Source organism: Pseudomonas sp. S49, assembly GCF_009866785.1.
Classification (GTDB): Bacteria; Pseudomonadota; Gammaproteobacteria; order Pseudomonadales; family Pseudomonadaceae; genus Aquipseudomonas.
The window spans coordinates 3349273-3369663 of sequence record NZ_CP019432.1; the positions used below are offsets into that span (position 1 = coordinate 3349273).

At 59.6% G+C, this 20391-nt stretch carries 17 protein-coding genes; 1 reads left to right on the forward strand and 16 read right to left on the reverse strand.

From position 1 onward, the window contains the following. Positions 1-18: 18 nt before the first annotated feature. From PspS49_RS14765 to rfaH, 14 genes are all read right to left on the reverse strand, one after another. Complete coding sequence (locus PspS49_RS14765; RefSeq protein ID WP_238786285.1) at positions 19-1485, reverse strand: family 16 glycosylhydrolase; 1467 nt, start codon at positions 1483-1485, stop codon at positions 19-21. Next, entirely contained in the window at positions 1482-2537 is a 1056-nt protein-coding gene (galE, locus tag PspS49_RS14770) for a UDP-glucose 4-epimerase GalE (protein ID WP_160039945.1), read from the reverse strand. Before galE ends, PspS49_RS14765 begins: the two co-directional genes overlap by 4 nt. A gap of 29 nt (positions 2538-2566) precedes the next feature. After that, positions 2567-3985, reverse strand: a complete 1419-nt coding sequence (locus PspS49_RS14775) for an oligosaccharide flippase family protein (RefSeq protein WP_160039947.1) — start codon at positions 3983-3985, stop codon at positions 2567-2569. 13 nt (positions 3986-3998) lie between these two features. Further along, on the reverse strand, positions 3999-4952 hold the full coding sequence (locus tag PspS49_RS14780; RefSeq protein ID WP_160039949.1) for a glycosyltransferase family A protein: 954 nt from the start codon (positions 4950-4952) through the stop codon (positions 3999-4001). 17 nt (positions 4953-4969) lie between these two features. Then, positions 4970-6283, reverse strand: coding sequence for an O-antigen ligase family protein (locus PspS49_RS14785; protein WP_160039951.1), 1314 nt, complete (start codon positions 6281-6283; stop codon positions 4970-4972). Continuing rightward, entirely contained in the window at positions 6280-7392 is a 1113-nt protein-coding gene (locus tag PspS49_RS14790) for a glycosyltransferase (RefSeq protein WP_160039953.1), read from the reverse strand. The genes PspS49_RS14785 and PspS49_RS14790 overlap by 4 nt, the downstream gene beginning before the upstream one ends. Continuing rightward, positions 7389-8468 (reverse strand): glycosyltransferase, encoded by a 1080-nt coding sequence (locus tag PspS49_RS14795; RefSeq protein WP_160039955.1) that lies wholly within the window; start codon positions 8466-8468, stop codon positions 7389-7391. Before PspS49_RS14795 ends, PspS49_RS14790 begins: the two co-directional genes overlap by 4 nt. A gap of 2 nt (positions 8469-8470) precedes the next feature. Further along, the gene (locus tag PspS49_RS14800; RefSeq protein ID WP_160039957.1) at positions 8471-9175 is read right to left on the reverse strand and encodes a WecB/TagA/CpsF family glycosyltransferase; all 705 of its coding nucleotides are present in this window, start codon (positions 9173-9175) and stop codon (positions 8471-8473) included. 12 nt (positions 9176-9187) lie between these two features. Continuing rightward, positions 9188-10528 (reverse strand): UDP-glucose/GDP-mannose dehydrogenase family protein, encoded by a 1341-nt coding sequence (locus PspS49_RS14805; protein ID WP_160039959.1) that lies wholly within the window; start codon positions 10526-10528, stop codon positions 9188-9190. A gap of 71 nt (positions 10529-10599) precedes the next feature. Next, entirely contained in the window at positions 10600-11991 is a 1392-nt protein-coding gene (locus PspS49_RS14810) for an undecaprenyl-phosphate glucose phosphotransferase (RefSeq protein ID WP_160039961.1), read from the reverse strand. Positions 11992-12140: 149 nt separating this feature from the next. Beyond that, positions 12141-14456 (reverse strand): GNVR domain-containing protein, encoded by a 2316-nt coding sequence (locus PspS49_RS14815; RefSeq protein ID WP_160039963.1) that lies wholly within the window; start codon positions 14454-14456, stop codon positions 12141-12143. Positions 14457-14458: 2 nt separating this feature from the next. Next, positions 14459-14992 carry a polysaccharide biosynthesis/export family protein gene (locus tag PspS49_RS14820; protein ID WP_122598339.1) on the reverse strand — a complete coding sequence of 178 codons (534 nt, stop codon included), beginning with the start codon at positions 14990-14992 and terminating at the stop codon, positions 14459-14461. Between the two features lie 12 nt (positions 14993-15004). Then, the gene (locus tag PspS49_RS14825) at positions 15005-16165 is read right to left on the reverse strand and encodes an outer membrane beta-barrel protein (protein ID WP_160039965.1); all 1161 of its coding nucleotides are present in this window, start codon (positions 16163-16165) and stop codon (positions 15005-15007) included. A gap of 37 nt (positions 16166-16202) precedes the next feature. Further along, complete coding sequence (gene rfaH / locus PspS49_RS14830) at positions 16203-16739, reverse strand: transcription/translation regulatory transformer protein RfaH (protein ID WP_160039967.1); 537 nt, start codon at positions 16737-16739, stop codon at positions 16203-16205. A 603-nt stretch (positions 16740-17342) separates the two neighbouring features. Between rfaH and PspS49_RS14835 the strand changes: the two genes are divergently transcribed. After that, positions 17343-18320: an NAD-dependent epimerase gene (locus tag PspS49_RS14835; protein WP_160039969.1), complete on the forward strand. Its 978-nt coding sequence runs from the start codon at positions 17343-17345 to the stop codon at positions 18318-18320. Between the two features lie 59 nt (positions 18321-18379). On the opposite strand, the gene PspS49_RS14840 is transcribed toward PspS49_RS14835, so the two are convergent. Then, the gene (locus PspS49_RS14840; protein ID WP_160039971.1) at positions 18380-19192 is read right to left on the reverse strand and encodes a DUF1206 domain-containing protein; all 813 of its coding nucleotides are present in this window, start codon (positions 19190-19192) and stop codon (positions 18380-18382) included. Between the two features lie 183 nt (positions 19193-19375). Next, a complete protein-coding gene (locus PspS49_RS14845) occupies positions 19376-20380 on the reverse strand; it encodes an XdhC family protein (RefSeq protein ID WP_160039973.1) in 1005 nt (334 codons plus the stop codon). Positions 20381-20391 lie beyond the last annotated feature (11 nt).

Consider the following 20391-nt stretch of genomic DNA (forward strand, 5'->3'; position numbering starts at 1 on the left):
CCCAGCGTTGTGTGACGGTTATGGACCGCGTTGCCACCTGTGGATGTAGTCGACTTCGAAGGTGGACGGCAGGTCAGCGTCGTCGACCACGCCGAACCATTTCCACATGGCCTCACTGTCAAAGACGATTTGCATCGGGAAGAAGAAGTGGCGGTTCTTCGATTCCCTGACCAGCACGCCATCGACGTACCAGCGCAGGGTGTCGGGTTGCCAGTCGAAGCCGTAGACATGAAAGTCACTGGCCAGGCGCCAAGGGCTGATCCAGGTGCTGCCGCTGGCGATATGTTCTTTACTTTGCGGCGTGGCCCATAAGTGAGCGTTCATGTTGTAAGAACGATCCGAGGCTGCGCCTTTGGTTTTACCGCCAATTTCAAAGATATCGATTTCGGTGGCGTTGTCCGTGAAGCCCGTCCACGCCAGCCAGAATGCGCTCGACGCTGCGGAGTTCATCGGTTTGGCGCGTGCTTCGTAGTAGCCGTAGAAACCGCGTTCACGGGTACGGACCATGGCTGAGGTGTAATCCTTGAAGCCAAGCTCGACGTACTTCTGCGGCAAGGTTTCCTTACGAAAGACAATGTTCAGGTTGCCGTTGCTGACGCTGGCATTGCGTGGAGTGAACAGCGCCGGTTTGCGCCCGAGCGATTCATTGCCGATGGCATTGTTGACGTGCCAGCGGGTGGGGTCGAGGCTGCTGCCGTTGAAGTCATCGGACAGGTTGGTGTCGAGTACCCAGCGTCCGCCGTTGTTTTGATCGGACAGTGGCAGATAAACGTGAGTGCGGGTCGGCAGCGTGCCCAGCGGACCGACACGGGTCCATGTATCGGCGTGGGTGGGAACGGCCACTGACCACTTGTGCGCAAGGTACTGAAAAGCCTGCTGACGCTCGGCGAGGGACGCAAACGGGCGGTCGTAAACCAGCACCTCGGCGATATCGCCGCGAAAGTTTTCCGACGTGCCGATGGCATTGCGCCCGACCGCATACGGGCCGATCGGCACACCCTGCAGTTCCAGGACGGAAACCGTCGGTTCATACGCGGTGGTTTGCGCCAGGCTGATGGCGAAGTTCGGCAACACGTTATCGTTGTCAGCGGTTTGCGCACGTGAACTGAACAACCGCTGCCACGGATCGACGCCGGCCTGTTCTGGCAATCGGCGGGACACGACCAATACCGTGACAGGCCCATTTCCACTGCGAATGTTTTTGCCCAGAAACGCCGAAGTACCACTCAAACGCACGACGGCATGGCCATTCACGGCGTTTTCAATCTTTTGTGGCTGCTCGGTGCCTTCGTCGACCCAGGCGTCATGGGACTGGCCGGATTTATCGCTCCAGCGCTGCACACGGTTCTGCGCATTCACGCTCAGGCTGGACGCATCGGCCGCGTCCAGCCACAGCACCAGCCCGGCATTGGGCGGCGCTTGTGCGGCGTTGCCAGTCAGCGCAACCCACAGCAGCAGCGCCGGCAGCGATCGTAAGAACATCATTTGAACGCAAGCAGCGCTGGGATTTCGAAGGAAGACTGATACCCCTGCGGATTACACGACTGCCAGCGCCAGGCATCGACAATCATTTGTGGCAGGTCGCGTTGCGCGGTCCAGCCCAGCTCGCGTCCGGCCTTGGCCGGGTCTGCCCAGCACTTGGCAATGTCACCTTCGCGGCGCGGTGCAAAGCGGTAGGGAATGCTGATGCCGGTGATGTCCTCGAAACTGTGGATTATCTGCAACACGCTGTAGCCGACCCCCGTGCCGAGGTTCCAGAAATGGATGCCGTGGTTCTGCTGCAACACCAGCAGTGCCTTGAGGTGGCCAATGGCGAGGTCGACCACGTGGATGTAGTCGCGCACGCAGGTGCCGTCGACGGTGGGATAGTCGCTGCCGTACACCGTGAGTTCCGGTATCCGGCCAATGGCGACCTGGGTCAGGCACGGCAGCAGGTTGTTGGGTCGGCCGCGCGGGTCTTCACCGATCATCCCGCTTTCGTGGGCGCCAATCGGATTGAAGTAGCGCAACAGGCCAATGCTCCAGCGCGGATCGGAATCGCACAAATCCGTCAGCAGCTCTTCGATCATCAGCTTGGTGCGACCATACGGATTGACCGGTTTACCGGTGCCGAAGTCTTCGGCAATCGGCGTACGGGTCGGCTCGCCGTACACCGTGGCCGATGAGCTGAAAACCAGACGGAAGACGTTGTTGCGCGCCATGGCCCGGCACAGGTCCAGCGTACCGGCGACATTGTTGGCGTAGTAGTCGAGTGGCTTGCGCACGCTTTCGGCGACGGATTTGAGGCTGGCAAAATGCACCACCGCATCGATGTCATAGCGCCTGAAAATGTCGTCCAGCAGGTCGGAATCACGGATGTCGCCCTTGATGAAATCGACCCGGGTCAAAGTCAGTTGCTCAAGGCGCGCGATGCACTCCTGACAGCTGTTGCACAGGTTATCGAGCACCAGCACCCGGTGCCCGGCATTGATGAGCGCCAAAGCGGTATGCGAGCCGATGTAACCGGCCCCGCCAGTAATCAACGTGGTTTTGCGCATGGTGAGGTCTTCCTGTCTCAGGGACTGAATCAGCGGGCGGTGAAAACCGATTTGAATTCCTGCGGCCAGTGCGGGTGGATGAGGCTGTACGCCACGGCGTAGCTCAGCGCGCCCACCGCGATGTTGCCGATCAGGTGCAGGTAGCCTTGGAAACCCAGTTGCGGTGACACCAGCAATACGGTCGCGGCCATGACCAGCGCGGCAATCACGCTGCGGTAATTGGCCTCGACAAACCGCCGCCAGCTGTAACCGATGGCCAGGTTGAGGCCGCGAATTTGCAGTGGCGTGATCAGCAACATGCGCGCGAGCAGAGCGGCAGCTGCGGCCATGCCGCCATAAACGCTGCCGAGGCTGTAGACCAGCGCCAGAGCCAGAACTGTGGTGAGTACTTCCGCCTTGATCGTCAGGTGGCTGCGGTTGACCGCCACCAGTGCGGTGGTGGCGTACATGGCGGTGTTGCCGATGGCCGCGGTGCAGGCCAGCACTTGCAACAGTGGAATGGCGTCGGCCCACTTGGCGCCGAAGATCAACAGGATGAGGTCGTTGGCCGTGAGCGCGAGGCCAATGAACAGCGGCGTCAACACAAAGCCGCTGACCGCGGTCGAGTCGCCAATGATCCCGAGCAGGCGCTTGGGTTCCGCACTGCGTCGGGCGAACGCCGGCAACGCATAACTCAGCAGACCGTTATAAATCGCTGTGCGCGGCAGTTCGATGATGCGCATCGCCATGTTGAACATGCCGACTGCGTTCGCCCCGGCCGTCATCCCCAGCACCACGTTGACGCCGCGCTGCAAGGTTTGTGAACTCAGCGAATTGATTGCAACCGGTGCACCGGCCTTCAACAGTTCGCGCAAGACCGTCCGGTCGATGGCAAACGCGATGCGTCGCCGGTCTGCACCCATCAGGACCATGATCGACACCCATTCCATGATCAGCGCCTGGGCAATCACTGCCCACGCACCCCAACCGTACAGCGCCACTACGATGCCGCCGACGCCGCCCGCGACTTTGCCCAGTAACGTGCGCGACGCGAGCATCTTGAAGTTACCGCTACGGCGCATTTGCGCCACATAGACCCGCGCCATCATGGTGAACAGGATTTTCACCGAGGCCACTGCCGTCAGCCATTGCAGCAGCGGGTCGGGCGTGTACAGGAATGCCGCGAGCGAGATGATGACAATCGACACCAGACTGACGAGCACCCCGGCCCAGAAAGCCGTGGAAATGTGTTTGTCTTCCAGCCGTTCAAGGCGTACCAGCGGATCCTCCAGCACCGATGAGTACACCAGACCGATCAGCTCGACGATGGCAATGATGATCGTGCCCACACCCAGCTCGGCCGGCGACAGCAGCTTCGCGTAGACGACAAAGGTAATCATCGACAGCAGGATCAGGCCGAATTTCTCGGTGAAGATCCAGCTCAACGTCACCAGACGGTGATTGGCCATGGCGGTTACCGGTTCAATGAGCTGGGGTTGACGCCGTTGCCTTGCGCCATGTTCTGGCGCGGGCATAGAGATAGCGCAAGGTCGGTTTACCGTTGGCGAAGATCAGCGCTTGCCAGGAGCACTCGAGCATTCGCCGGTACACGCCGAGCACTTGGTCGTGCTCGCCGCGGCGGGAAAACGCTTCGAGAAAATCGGTGTGGTTGCTCAGGACGAAATCGATCCGTTGCTGCTGGCTGAGCATCTCGCTGTAGCGGGCGAGGTACACCTCGATGAAATGGATCTTGTTCTGGTAGTACTTTTTCGGTTGCGCGGTCATGTTGCCGCCGTTGACCGTGCGCTCCAGCAGTACCTGCGGCACCGTGTGGACCTCCCAGTGTTCGGCGATCCGCGTCCACATGTAGCGGTCTTCGGAGTAGCGCAGGCTGGCATCGAAGCCGCCGAGCTGCATGATCACCTCGCGCCTGACCAGCGCAGTGGAAACGCCATTGACGACGTTGGCGTGGATGAAGTCGTAGAAGTGCCTGCCGCTTTTGCGGCGGTTGTCCAGCTGCCGCCGGCCGTCGCTGTAATTGACCTGCGCATAGCAGTCGATCAACCCCACCGGCCGGCCCTGACGACTGAGTTCTTCGTACAGGGCCAGTTGCAGTTCGAGCTTTTGCGGGTGCCACTGGTCATCGGCATCGAGCATCGCCACAAACGTCTCTTGCGAGTGGCGCATGCCGTGATTACGCGCGCTGGCCTGGCCTTCGTTGGCTTGCTGCAGCAGCGTCAGGCGAAACGGCGCGACAAAGTCTCTGACCCGTTGCGGGCCGTCATCGGTGGAGCCATCGTCGATGACGATGACGTGATCCGGCAGGCGGGTTTGCCCGACCAGCGACGCTAATGTCTGCTCAATGCTGTCGGCGCCGTTGTACATCGGGATGACGACGCACACTGAATCCACGGAAGAGGGGGCTTGGTTGGGCACGGGTGGTTCTCCTTGGGTTACGCGTTGGCTGAATCGCGCGGCAGTGCTCTGCCAGAGACACGCTGACGCTGCGTTGCCGCTGAGGTTGCGGGGTAGACCGCGAGGTGATGGCGGAAAGACAGGGCCAGAGTGCAGAACACCAGAAACTCGGCGGAGCGATAGTTGGGGATCACGTACGCCACATAATTGGTGACGGCGAACAAACCGATGATCACCAGTGCACTGGCGCGAAACTGCGCGGTCTGGTTGGCGGTCACGGCGCGGTATTGCTTGAGCAGGGCTTCGCCAAACATCAAGGCCAGCGCCGTCAGTTGGATTGCACCGCCGTTGAGCAGGGTTTCGACGTAGCCGCTGTGGGCGTTACCGATGTAGCCCCAGCGAGTAATGAAGCCATCGGCATCGGGGCTGGACCAGAAGGCGCCGAAGCCGTAACCCTTGAGGAACTGCCCGTCGATAAACGGCGCGAGCAATTCCCAGATCAAGGTGCGGTCGGTCAGTGACGGGTCGCGACCGGCCATTTCCAGCAGCACCGCAAAGTTGCTGTAGAGGAACAGGCACACCAGTAGATAGAGGAGGGTACAGCCGAGGAACATCAGCGGCGAATGGTTGATGCGCAAACGGATCAGGGTCAGGAAGTACCAGTAGCTGATCGCGCCGGAAACAATCAGCGCTACCCCGGTCGCCGACTGCGCGAGCAAGATCGCGACCAGTGAGAAAAACGCACAGAACAGCGCCCAGTGATTGCGTCGGCGAATCATCGGTAGCAACAACAGGATGGCGATCGCGTTGAGCCGCGCACCGGCATTCTTTTCGGCAAAAATCCCCTTGAAGGCGCCGTCGCGAATCCCCCCGGACAGGAACGCGACGTCAGGCATCACCACGGCGAGGATCAAGCCGATCAGCGCCGCCCCGCCGATGGCGCAACCAAGCATGAAGGTGATTTTTTCCAGCGAATAGTTGTAGGCAATGAAACCGGCGAAAAACACCATGCTGAGCATCGCGATAAAGCGCTTGAAACTCAGCATCGGGTCGTGGGACCAGCCGATCGACGCGATGACACAGAGCAAGAACAGCAGCATGAAAAAGTTGCTGCGATAAAAGGTCTTGCTGAGGAACACCTTGTTGCGGATGAAGAAGAATAACGGCACCAACAGCGTGATCAGCCCGCAAATCTGATTGGCCACGTTGCCTTCGAGGTCTTTGTTGATGTCGCCGAAGCTGGCGGCTCCGCCCAGGCTGAGGACAAAGGTAATCACCTGGATGTAGAACAGGATGCCGAACAAGGTGAAGCCGTCGCGTAAGGTCGAATACCTGATCGCCAGTGTGCTCATGATGACGGGCTCCCGATCAACGCTTTGAGATAGGTCTGCACGGCGCTGGCATTGATGAATCGGGCCGCGGCCTCCAGGCGCAATTCACGTTGCAGATTGCGCGGTGTGGCCAGTTGCAGGGCAATCGCCTGCGCCAGGGCGATTGGATCGTCGACGTCGACCAGTGGCGCGACTACACCGCCAACGAGGATGTCTTGCGGGCCATGGGGGCAGCGGGTTGCCACCACCGGCGTGCCCGTGGATAACGCCTCTACCAAGGCGTTTGGGCTGCCCTCGAAGCGCGACGACAGCACGAAGCAATCGGCGGCAGCGACCTCCGCCAAAGGGGCATGGGCATAGCCCGGCAGATCGAAGCGGTCCGCCATGCCCAGTGCGCGCGCCTGTTCCAGCAGATTCGGCCTGAGTGCGCCCTCGCCAAAAATGATCAGTCGGGCGCGGCTGTCCGGCAATGCAGCGAACGCGGTGATCAAGGTGTCGAAGCCTTTTTGCGGCGCCAGTCGACCCACGGCGACAATCACCGGGCCGGATTTTTCCTGCAGCCAGCGGTGGCTGGGCAGACCGAGCGTCTTCTCGCGAAAGTCATTGTCGAGCACCGGGTTGTCGGCAATGGTCACGTCCTGGCGGCGGGCCACGGTGGTGTCGACCAGGTCCTGGGCTACACCCCGCGAGACACAGATCACCGGGTTGGGAATCAGCCGATACAACAGCGGCGCCAGCAGGTACGCGACGCGCACCATGAAGTCGGGGTTGACGTGCTTGTCGTGGGAAAAGGCATTGCGCTCGCTGACGTGCAGGCGTGCCAGCGTGCCGGACAACACCGACGCAGCGATCGCCACCACGTTGACGTGGGTGAGGGCCGCCAGTTGTGCGTCAAAGCGATTGGCCCGCAGAAAACGCGTGAGTGCCGGCACTGCACGGACGCTGCGTGGGCTATTCAACTCAACCTTCTTCACGCGCGGGTCGAGGTGCGCGGCGTGAATGCCGCCGCCGGTGAGCATCAGCAAGGTCACGTCATTGCCCGCGTCCACCAGCGCTCCAGCCAGACGCGCCAACATTTTTTCAGCCCCGCCGGCGCTGAGGTCATGCAGGATGATCAGCAACTTTTTCATTGATTCCATACCTGGTAATACGCCTGCGCCGCGTACTGGCTGGTGTACTGACGCAGGGTGTCAGTGAGTCTGGTTTCGCTGAAGGCGACGTCATCGCGTGGCGTCAGGCTGCGCAGCATGCCGTCGGCCAGCGCCGGTACGTCGTTGACCCTCACCAGTTGGCCCAGTCGGCCGTTGTCGAGCAGTTCTCGGGGGCCGGTCTCGCAATCGCTGGCCAGCACCGGCGTGCCCAGTGCCAGCGCCTCGATCAACACCGTCGGCATGCCTTCTTGCACGGAACTCAAAATGAACAACTGCGCGTGCCGGAGCAGCGGATAGGGGTTGCTCAGGAACCCGGTGAAATGCACTCGCGGGGCGATGCCCAGACGACGGGCTTGAGCGGTCAGTGCCTCGCGCAACGGGCCATCGCCGACGATCACCAGATCCGGCAGCGCAGCGCTGCGCAACGCCAGCGCGTAGGCATCGAGCAACAGCTGAAAACCTTTCGGTTCGACCAAACGGCCCAGGCCCAACCAGTACGCACCGGGCATTCCGGCGGGTAGCGGCGCCTGCGAGGCTTGAAAGAGTTGCTCGGTGACCACCGCATTGGGGCAATAACGGATGCGCTGCTGACCCCAGGGCAGTAACTCGACGAGCGTCTGGCGCAAGGCATTGGAGACGGTGACGACCTTGCCGCTGCCACACAGGTACAAGCTGTAGAGCACGCGCAGGCTGGCAGGACCGGTGTTCTGTTCACTGCAATCGAGGGTCGCGTGGCGGCAATAGATGACTTTGTAGAAACGACCCAAGGTGGCGAACCAGGTGCAGAGGTTGGCCTGTTCCTTGGCGGCAATCAGGTGGGTGACGCCTTCACGCTGTATGAGCCGGCGCAACAAAATGATGGACTTGAGCAAACCGATGAGACCGCTGCCGCCGCCGTTGAAGCGCTGCACACCGGGCGTGTCGGGCACGTCTGCGTTGATAACGAAAAAGCTCACCCGTCGGCCGTCCTTGAGAAACTGCTCGGACAACCGTTGCTGCACGCGCTCGACGCCACCGCCCACCTTGAAATCCTTGAGGATAAACAGGATATGCATGGTCATTCCCCCACACTGATGGCGACTTTGTGTCGGGCGAGCATCGTCAGCAGGTGCAAGAAGTTGCTGGGGTAATCGACGAGGTAGCGTTTGATCGTGTGCGGCTCGCGGTACATTCGATAGAACGCGCGCAGGTGCAGGCGGTTGATCAGCGCCGGATAATATTGCCGCGTGGCCAGCGCTTCCTGGCGGATGAAACCGCCACAGGTGAAGGCAACACCACGAAAGCCTGCGCGCAGGGCATCCTGTTCGAACTGTTCTTGCAGCCCGGCGCCCAGGCCAACAATCAGGATGTCGGCGGCGCTGCGACAGATGTCCGCTTGAATGTCTTCGGCCTCGGCAGCGTCGAAATAGCCGTTGCGATAACCGGCGATGGTCAACTGCGGATAAAGCGCCCCGATCTTGACGATAAACAGCTCCAGCTCGGCCTGCCGGGCGCCGACGAAGTACACGCGTTTACCCAGTTGCTCGGCGCTGCCGAGGACAAGGTCGGCGATCGAGGTGAAGTCGAAGCTGACCCGGCCAATCGTCCTGCCGGTCACCCGCGACATGAAGGTCGACATCAGCATGCCGTCGCAGAAATAGGCGACGCTGCCCGGGGTCTGCTGGAAAACGCTGCCGATGGAGGCAAAGTTGATAAAGGAATAGGCCTGGTTGGCCTCCAGTAATTTCGCCGAGTAATGCCCGACCAATTCCAGCTGCAACATGGCGCGGCTCCTTCAAATGACTGAAGGGGTTGGCCGCCCCACGGATATGTAGGTGAAGCCACGGTTGCTCAAACGCTGCGGATCGAACAGATTGCGTCCGTCGAAGATCAACGGTTGCTTGAGCTGCCGGCTGAGCAAATCGAAGTCCGGCGCGCGAAAGGCTTGCCACTCGGTGACGATGATCAACGCGTCGGCATTTTTCAGCGCCGCTTCCTTGGTCCCCGCCAGCGTCAGGGCATCGCGCGCGCCATACAGGCGCTGGGCCTCTTCCATGGCTTTCGGATCAAACGCCTGAACGCTGGCGCCGGCGTGCCACAAGGCCTCCATCAGTACGCGGCTGGGCGCTTCGCGCATGTCGTCGGTATTGGGTTTGAAACTCAAGCCCCACAGGGCAAACGTCTTGCCGCGCAGATGACCGTCGAAGTGATTGAAAATCTTGCTGTACAGACTGGCTTTCTGGTCCTGGTTGCGCGCCTCTACAGCCTTGAGCAGGCGGGCGTCGATATCGACACTGGTCGCGGCATGGATCAGCGCCTTGACGTCTTTGGGAAAGCACGAGCCGCCGTAACCCACGCCCGGGTAGATAAACTGGTAACCGATGCGCGGGTCGGCGCCGATGCCGTGGCGGACTTTTTCGATGTCGGCGCCGAGCTTTTCGGCGAGGCAGGCCATCTCGTTCATGAAGCTGATCTTGGTCGCCAGCATGCAGTTGGCGGCGTACTTGCTCAGCTCAGCGCTGCGAAGGTCCATGACAATGATTTTGTCGCGGCTGCGATTGAACGGCTCATACAGTTCGCGCATCACCGCTTCGGCATGCGGGCTGTCGGTGCCGATGATGATCCGGTCCGGGCGCATGCAGTCTTCGACCGCGCAGCCTTCCTTGAGAAATTCCGGGTTCGACACCACATCGAACGTCAGATGGCTGCGATTGTTGTCGGCCAGCACCTGCTCGATACACGCACGCACCTGATCGCCCGTGCCGACCGGCACCGTGGATTTGTCGACGATGATCTGACGCCGATCCATGTTCAGCGCGATGCTCTGCGCCACGCTCAACACGTATTGCAGATCGGCCGAACCGTCTTCGTCGGGCGGTGTGCCGACGGCGATCAACAGCACATCACCATGCTGAACAGCCTCCGCCAGATCCGTGCCGAAGCGCAGACGACCACTTTGATAATTATCACGCACAAGGCTTTTCAGGCCCGGCTCGTAGATCGGCAGCGTGCCTTGTTTCAGCGCCTCGACCCGGGCCGCGTCGACATCGACGCAGAGCACGTTGTGCCCGACCTCGGCCAGTGCGGCGCCCTGGACAAGGCCCACGTAACCAATACCGAATACGCTCACATTCATGGTCAAACCTCAGCTCGTTGTGAAGGTTGTCAACGCAGGGGCAGGGCGGGGATCAAGCGGTCGGGCAGGGGTCAGTAGATGTTTTTCGAGAACAGGGTGAAGGGCGTCTTGATGAGGATTTTGATGTCGAGCCACAGCGACCATTGGTTGATGTAGTTGAGGTCCTGGGCGACGCGCAGCTGCATCTTTTCCACGGTCTCGGTTTCGCCGCGATGGCCGGTGATCTGGGCCAGACCGGTGATGCCCGGCTTGAGGCGATGGCGGGCCATGTAGGCGCGCACCTTGCCGGTGTAATAAATGTTGTGGGTGACGGCATGCGGGCGCGGGCCGACCAGGGCCATCTGGCCGGACACGACATTGAACAACTGCGGCAATTCGTCGATGGAACTGCGGCGCAGGAAGCCGCCGATCGGGGTCAGACGGGCATCGTCACGGGTGGCCTGGCGCACCTCGCGATCGTCGTGGATGTGCATCGAACGAAACTTCCAGACCTTGATCACTTCACCGTTGCAACCGTGGCGGGCCTGCTTGAACAGCACCGGGCCTGCGGAGGTCAGCTTGACGGCGACGGCCACCGCCAGCAGCAAGGGACTAAGCAGAATAATGGCCGCGCCGGCCAGGCTGCGTTCAAACAGGTCCTTGCAAAACAGACTCGCCGGGTGCGAGCTGATCAGGCTTTCATTGAGGTAGATCGCCGGCATTCGCTCGATTTCCGAGATCGAATGGTTGAGCAACACCATGCTGCCGAAATCCGGAATCCACACCACGTCGACATTCATATCCAAGAGGTCGATGTACAGCGCTTCAATGGTCGCGGCATGCGCCATGGTCAGCACGATGTAGACGCGGCGCACTTCCAGGCGCGTGATGATCTCGCGGATCGCGGCAACGTTGCCGAGCAGCGGCAGGATGCTTGGGGCCGGGCCGCTGTTGTCGGCAGCGGCGATGAAGCCGAGCACCAGCGCGCGGTTCGGTCGCGAGAGTTTTTTCGCCAGCTCATGGGCCGTCGGGCAGGTGCCGATGATCACCGACCGGCGCTCTTTGCAGACCTTGCGCGAGTGCAGCCGGGCGAAGTAATGCAGGGGCAGAAAACTCGCCGCCTGCACCACGAAACCCAACACGGCCCAGACAATAATCACCTGGCGTGAATAGATCGCGCTGGTCTGGGTGATGAAGGCGATGGCCGCGAGCACGGCCAGCAGAATCAGCCAGCCGGCCAGCAATCGGCCCAGGCCGACCAGCAGACCATGGCGCTTGTGATAGACCTGCATCACGCTGTAAATCGGCACCGAACCGAGCACGGCGAGAATGATCAGGATGCGGTATTCGCTGTTCAGACTGCCGACGCGCCAATGCACGAGCAACATCAGCAACACGGTGGTCAGCGACAGCGCACACAGCCACTGGCCCCAGAAAGTCAGGCCTCGGCGGTGCGTCAGGTGAGCGGTATAGAGCGGTGTCATGGGCTTAACCTCAAGGCAGCAGTCATGTATCAGCGCTAATCGAACGGACAGGACGGGTCGCCCGATGGCTATTCCGTAGCTCGGCAGAGGTGAAGCGGGTTGTGCGATGGCAGAAGGGGGTGTAGCGGCTGGCGTATTCGCCTGAGGTGTTACCTGGGCGCGAAATCGTAGTTATAGAACGCCCGGGAGTGGTGATGGCCGTACTTGCGCGCCTTGCGCAGGTCGACCTGGTTGAGCACGGTGCCAAACACCGGCACATGGCTCTGCTGCAACGCGGCGAGGCCGCGCTGTACCTGGCTGATTGGCGTGCTGTCGGCCTTGACCACGTAGATCACGGCATCCGAATGCCGCGCCAGCAACAGTGCGTCGCTGATCATCTCGGCTGGGGGTGAATCGATAATGATGTGGCGGTAACGCGACCTCAGTGCCTCAAGCATGCGCGCCATGCGCGGTGAGCTGAGCAGATCCTGCGGCGGCGGTTGCAACGGATTGAGCGAATCGGCCGGCGACGGCAGGCGCGGGGCGGCGAACATGTCCAGCGGTGCCGGCAGGACTTTGCCGGCCGGCAACATGTCCAGATTGCCCACCGAGACAATGCAGTCTTCAAGCCGGGCGGTGCCGGCAATGACATTCGCCAGTCCGGGGCTGTCCGGTGGGAAATCGAAGTTCAGCGACAAGGTTGGCTGACGCATGTCGGCATCGATCAACAACACACGCTCGAGTGACGTCAGCGAGCTGGCCAGATTGTTGGCAATGGTGCTTTTACCCTCACCGGCAACCGTCGACGTCACCAGCACCACCTGCGAGGGCATTTCGCTGCTTTGCAGCATCAACCAGGTACGCAGGTTGCGAATGGTCTCGGAAAAGCGCGGATTGTCGTTATCTTCAAACAAGCGCGCCAGTTGCCGACGGGTTTTCTTCGTCACCAGCGGCACAACGCTGAGCAACGGAATGTTCAGCGCGTTTTCGATCGACTCGTCGGTTTTGAAGGTATTGCTCAGGCTCTCGAACAGCAGCGCCAAGGCAACGCCGATCACCGCAGCGATCAGCCCGACGATCGCGACAATCAAGGTTTTACGCGGTTTGCTCGCATCGACCGGGACAATGGCCGGGTCGACGATGCGCACCTTGGTCGAGTCCATGTCGGCGGTGGCGGTGGTTTCTTTCAAGCGGGTGACGAAGGTTTCATACAGCGCGCGGGAGCTGTCGACCTCACGCTGGAACTCGCGCAACTGAAACTCTTTGCGCGCAATGTCCTGGATTTGCGCCTTGTTGCTGTTGAACGACTGACGCAGCGAGGCTTCACTGGCAGTGGCGAGCTGGTATTGCCGCTCGATACCGGCGACCACTTGCTGCACCTGCAATTGCAGGCTGGTGGTGGCGGTGCGCAATTCGGTTTGCGCAGAAAGCAGGCTCGGGTGTTTTGGCCCATAACGGCCCGCCAGTTCATCTACCTTGGCTTGCGCCACAGCCCGGTCGGCCTGGAACTTCTGCACCAAAGGATTGCTCAGCACCGCAGGTACGCTGGAGAGGCGGCTCAGATCGCCGTTGCCCAAGGCCTTCGCCTGGCGGTATTCGCTCTCGGCTTCAGCGCGGTTGCGCCGGGCGTCGACCATGCGATTACCGGTCATTTCCAGTTCGTTGGCACTGATGGTGGCAACGCCGCCGACGTCCACCAGACCTTGCTCTTCGCGGTAGCCCTGGAGCTTTTTCTCGGCCACGCGCAAGTTGTCGCGCAGCTTGACCAGCCGTGTGTTCATCCAGGCTGTGGTGGTTTGCGAGGACTTCTCGCTGGTGTCGAGCTGGCTGTCGGTGAAGCCTTGGGCCAACGCATTGGCCGCTGCGGCTGCGAGAACCGGATCGGGCAACTCGACCTCGATCTCGAGCAACTGGCTCTTGCCGACGAACTTGACGCTGGTGTGCAGCATGAGGTTCTGCGTGACCTGATTGAAAACATCTTCTTCAGTGGGCTCGTCTTTTTTGCTCAGCGGCATCAACCGGCTCAGGCCCGGGATCCATTGATCAAGGTCGAGATCCGCCAGCCACTGGCGCGGTGTGAACCAGGGCTTTGATTGCTGGCGCGGGTCGGTGACCGGATGCGTGGTCAGGCCGAGTTTTTTCACTGCGCGTTCGGCAAGATCGCGCGATTGCAGGAGCGCCTGCTGGGTCTGCAAATAGTCCGTGGCGTTGCCGCCGGAATCCTTGACTTGCTGGAACGACATCAGCGGCGGGGTTTTATCGTTGAACAGCAAGGTGGTGCTGCCGATGTATTGCGGCGTGATGTTCGAGACCACAATCGCGGCCAGCGCAGCGCTCGCCAGCACCAGCCAGGCGATGCTCCATTTGGCGCGCCAGATCACTCTCCAGAGCTTTAACAGGTCAAGGGTGTCCTTGTCTTCGCTGTACTGCTGATGCAGATGCGCTTGCAGAGGACGTTCGACGTAGGTGCTAGGGCTGTTGTCCATGATTAGAAAAAGCCTTGTGCAATGGAAATGGTGTCACCGGGGGCAATCGTGGTGTTGCGCGTCACGTCATCGGTGAGGGTCGCGCCACCATCGCCGCGCAAAATGGTCACGCGCTTGATCGAGGCCCGCTCGGTCAAGCCACCGCCCAAGGCAATGGCTTTCTCCAGAGTCAGGCCGGGCACGAACGGGTAGCTGCCGGGTTTCTTGACTTCGCCATTGATGTAGAAAGAGCGGTATTCAATCTGACTGAGGCTGACTTTCGGGTCGATCAGGTATCCCTGTTTCAGCCCGTCGACAATGATTTTTTCGACTTGGCCGGGGGTCAGTCCCTTGGCGGAGATCTCACCGAGAAAAGGGTAGGAAAAAGTGCCGGCATCACTGAGGCGGATCTTTTTCAGGCTCAATTCCGGCTCACCGAAAACGATGATCCGCAACACATCGCCAGCGGCCAGTTTGTATTGGGTGCTGGGGTCTGCAGCGAAGGTATGAGGTAGAAAAAACAGGGCAAACACCAAGACGAGCGTGCGTGTGTTCATGTCGAAACCCTCTTAAAGGCTGACGTTGAAACTGATCTGGAACACGTTGCGGGTGAAGCTTTCATCGTCGGCATCGGAATCGTTGTCGCGATAGCGATAGCCCAATTCGATATCCAGCCAGCGGCGCATCGCGTACACCACGGCGAGGTTGTAGTCCTGGAGATCGTCGGTACGGCTTTGGCCTTCGTAGACATAACGACCAAACCCGGCTTGTGCCACCGTGGTGATGCGTTCGGTCCAGCCGTGGCGCCAACCGACCTGAGTGAACGTCGACTTCACGGCATCAGCGCCATCGTCACCTTCGGCGAGGGCTTGGCGAGCGACAAAGGTAAACGTCGAGTAGGTTCGCGGTTTCCATTGCAAGTCCACTTGCCAGGTCGGGTTGTTGAGGTCTTTGGATTCGCTGTTGTCGAAGTTCTTGCGCTCATAACCGAGGCGCACTTTGCCCGTCGTACGTGCGGTGAAGTCCCACACGGCACCGGCCAGTACCGCATCGGATTTGCTGCTGCGCGGGCTGTTGGCTTGCTGATAATCAAAGTCGGTGTGGTCATATTCCAGCAGGCCGCGGGTGTTACTGCCGATGCGGTGGTACCAGGTGCTGGTGAGGGCGATGGTATTGCGTTCCTTGTCGTCGTTGATGCCGTCGGCATTGTCGTAGCGAAGTTGCGCGTAACTGGCGCCGACATCGATTTGGTTGTCGGCACTTTTAGCGCCGAAGGTGTATAGCCCCCCCACGCGTTTATTGTTGAGTTTGTCGTTGATGCCCTCGACTGCCGTCGACTCGGTGCGCTCCCATTTACGGTATTCAGCATCGAGCTTGAGACGATGGCGGTCGGTGAACTCCATGATGCTGTCGGCACGCACGCGCTGGGCGGTGTTCGAGGCATCGGAATCGTCGTGATAGATATAACGCGTGGGCTGCCAGATCAGTCGAGTGGCGCTGTTGCGATCTTCAGCCTTGAGCTCGAAGGTCGGCGCCAATTTGGTGACCATCGATGACTGTTTACTGTTCTCCACTTCGCGAAAGTTATCGTCATAACTTTCTGAAAACAAAAAGGATGGCGTGAAATCGAATCCGTAAACATTAATGGCTTGCGGATCGATACTCCAGGCCATTCCAGGATAGAGAGAGGCCATCAGCAGTGCGACAGGGCATCGTGACTTCAAAGCCATGTTATAGCTCCTGAGCAAAGGCTTATAAGGCAAGGGGTTAGTGATAGTTCTGAACGTTGGGTTGTTGACGTTCGATCACGCTGAGTGGCAAGCAAACGGATTGTTCGCGATTAAGAAACTGCAAGAGGATCATCACCCGGTCGCTGCCGTGCAAGCCGAGAAACACGCCCTCCAAGGGTGCCAGCGGGCCGCTGACGATCTGCAGGTTCTGCCCCGGTTTCAGGGCCTCATCCGGCCCCGACAGCGATGATTCGATACAGCGCGCACGCAAGTGCTCGATGACGTGCTCTGCCACCGTCGCCGGACCGTGATTGAATTCGACGATGCGACTGACCCCGCGTGTAGAACGCAAGGGCCCCCAATTGTCGTTACGACTGAGTTGGATAAACAAATACCCGGGGAATAGCGATTCGCGCACTCGCTGTCGTTTCCCACGGATGATTCGTTCACTGAGGAGTTGCGGATGGAATACCACGTAATCCTGTTGGAGCAGGTTCAGGTGAGCGCGCTCATCCTGACGTGGCTTGCATTGCAAAAGGTACCAAAAGGGATGTTCGGAGCTGATAACTGGCATGCTGGTAAACTCTGTAATGATCGAAAGTTTATGCAGGCAGGAGCTCTATCGAGGGCTAAGTAAAGGCAAATGGCAACAGTCTGTTTTTATGTTTGGCGCAGAAGTGTTTCATGCATGAATCACAAAGCGTTTCATTAAGGTGCGTCGAACTTAGGCGTGACGCTATAGTGTGCGGCGCATAGGGAATAAGCCGCGGCTTAACTTTTCAGAAGACAAAGCTACCGCACGGTCTGCGCATGGCAGCGTTTAATGATAGGTAACTAAGTAGTTGTCTCTGAAACGACAGGGCGCGAGTAGAATATTGCTCGCGCCCTGTAAAAATGAACCTTGGTAGTTATCGGCCAGTCTTTGCGGTCTGTCAAACGTTCCCAGTCAAAAAACACGCCATTTATCCGCTAGTGATGGCACTCGCGCGCAGGTTATTGTTTTTTAAGGCGTCATCCTTTTGTCGGAAGGCAAGAAACTTTACTGTCACTTCAGAGTCGTCGCTCGCCATTTAGATCAGACGTTAAACCCCATAGTTGGGGAAGTTATAAAGTCTGGACTCCGCAAGTCGACCAACGCTATAACTAATCGCCTGGCGACTTGGCTGGAGAGGCGAATATGTCCGTTCTTGTTACAGGTGCTGCAGGCTTTATCGGATATCACACGGTCAGACGATTGATATTGCAAGGCCATCAAGTAATCGGCATCGACAATCTTAACGATTATTACAGCGTGGAACTCAAACAGGCGCGCCTCAAGCAGTTGAGCGAGCTAAAAGGTTTCCGTTTCCAGACCATGGACATTGTCGATAAGCCAGCCTTGATGGCTCTGTTCGAAGAGCAGGGGTTCACCGAAGTCGTGCATTTGGCCGCGCAAGCGGGTGTCCGCTATTCGCTCGACAACCCGGATGCCTATGCGCAATCAAATCTGCTGGGCTTTCTCAATGTGCTGGAAGCCTGCCGGCACTATCCACCTGCGCATCTGATCTACGCGTCGAGCAGTTCGGTGTACGGGGCCAACAGCAAGCTGCCATACAGCGTCGATGACGCGGTCGAGCATCCGGTGTCCCTGTATGCCGCCACCAAACGCGCCAATGAATTGCTTGCCGACAGTTACTGCCATCTCTACGGCCTGAAGGCCAGCGGGCTGCGATTTTTTACCGTCTATGGACCATGGGGCCGACCGGACATGGCGATGTTCAAGTTCACCGAAGCGATCCTTCAGGGGCGGCCGATTGATATTTACAATCAGGGTCAGATGGCGCGGGACTTTACCTACGTCGATGACGTTGTCGAAAGCATCGTCCGCCTGTGCCCGAAGCCGCCAACGCCCGACAAAGACGCCCATGGCAGCCACCGGATTTTCAACCTGGGGCGGGGCAGGCCGATAGCGCTGCTGGATTTTGTCGACTGCCTGGAGACGGCATTAGGCATAAAAGCCCAGCGCAATTTGCTGCCGATGCAGGCCGGCGATGTGGTCAAGACCTGGGCTGATGTTTCGGCGCTGGCAGACTGGATCGGGTTTTCGCCGCAGGTCGAGGTTGAGGTGGGTGTGGCGGAGTTTGTACGGTGGTATCGCGAGTATTATCGGGTGTGATCGAAACAGTAGCGTCCCCGCTGACGGGGTGACGAGCGCCATGGGGACTGGATTACACCCTACGGTCTCGCGACTCCCGGCACATCCATATTGATCTTGCGCCAGAATGCTTCCGCCAGACTGTAGACCGAGAAGGCAATCAGCCCCAAGGCCATCACCATCAAGATCAGCCAGCCAGCGGGTAGATTCTGCAGCGCATCGAGCGCTTCCTTCATACCCGGTGGATCCATGGCTTGATAGGTGGAACCGCTGACGGCCAGCAGCAATGCAATCTCGATAAACACCACGCCGCGCGCGATCAGACCAAACCGCGAGACCGGGCGCACGTAGCGCATGACATCCTCGTCGGCCTCGAAATACTTCTCGAACGACGCTTTCCATCCTTTGACGATGTGAGCAATGCCGACCCCCAGCGGAATGAGGGCGATCAGGTACACCAGCCAGTTCGAATGTTCCCAGGACAGCAAATGCGCCAGCCAGTCTTTGGTTTGTCCTGCGGAATCGCCCGAGCTTTTAATCCCGCTTATAAGCAGACCCAATGCAAAGAACGCCAGAGCACCATTGACCAAGCCACCCACAAACAGCCCTGTGCGAATCACCAGCCCTTTGAATTTTGTGCCGTGATGGTCGACATCACGCGTTGCCTGCAGGACACGCCAGGCGGCAAATGCGAGCAGCCCCGCCACGACAAGTCCAACCAGAAAATAGCCGAATGGCTGGCCCAGCAACGCTTCCAGACTCTTGTGACTGTCCTTTGGCTTGGTTGAATCCTGGGCTGCCAGCAACGCAAAGATGCCGATGATCAAATACAGCATTCCCCGGGCGGCGTAGCCTCCCCGAGCGAGGATGACAAGGTTGCTTTGCGCGGACATGGGACGTATTCCTGAGAGGTCATACCAGAGCAGACCCTTCTTGCCGGGAGGGGTTCTATGACCTGTCGAAGAACACAGTGAGCTGGTTTGTGCAGACAACTCATCAATAGCCGGAATCGTCACCTGATAAACCACGTCGTTTCGCTGCCGGCCGACAACGCCGACACAGAGAAGCCGCGTGGCTCATTCTGCGAGCGCTTTGGCCCTGGCAATTGAAAACGCTTTCGGCAGATTGGCGCCATTCTTCGCCGCAAGGATCTCGGCCATCACACTAACGGCAATTTCCGCCGGCGTCTTGCTACCAATATAGAGGCCGATCGGCCCGTGCAGGCGCTCAAGCGACGCTTCGGTTTCACCAAAATGCTCAATCAGGCGTTCCCGGCGCAGTTGGCTGTTGCGCCGCGAACCGATGGCGCCGATGTAAAACGCCGGGCCGTGGAGCGCTTCGAGCAGGGCCAGATCGTCGAGTTTGGGGTCATGACTCAAGGCGACGATGCAGGTGCGCAGATCGACCGCGAAGTCGCGCACCACGTCGTCCGGCATGCCGACAATCCGCTCCACACCGTCTACTGCCCACGTCTCGATGTACTCGGGACGCGGATCGCACACCGCCACCTTGAAGCCGTTGAACAACGCCATGGTCGCCAGATACTCGGCCAACGCGCCGGCACCGATCATCAGCATCCGGTAGCCCGGTCCCAGAGTGTTGAGCATCTGCGCACCATCGAAGCTGAATTGTTCCGGCGTTGCGGTCGGTTCGAGCATGACCTGACCGGACTCCAACGCCAGTCGGCGACGAACCAGTTGCCCGGCGTCCAGTTGCCCCAGCAACGCGTCAAGCGACTGCCACGCCGGGTTGAACTCAAGGATCAGTTCCAGCGTGCCACCGCACGGCAAGCCGAAGCGATGCGCCTCATCGGCGCTGACGCCGTAGCGCACCACTTGCGGTGCGCTGTCGCTAAAAGCGCTGCCGCCATGCGCCGTGGTGAAGCGATGGATCAGATCGTCTTCGATGCAGCCGCCGGACACGCTGCCCACCACGCGACCGTCGTCACGCAAAGCCATCATCGACCCCGTCGGCCGTGGTGACGAACCCCAAGTGCGCGCCACCGTGGCGAGCAACACTCGCTCGCCAGCGGCGAGCCAGTCCCGCGCCGTGCGCAGGACCAGCAAGTCGATGCTTTCCATCAGTGTCTCCT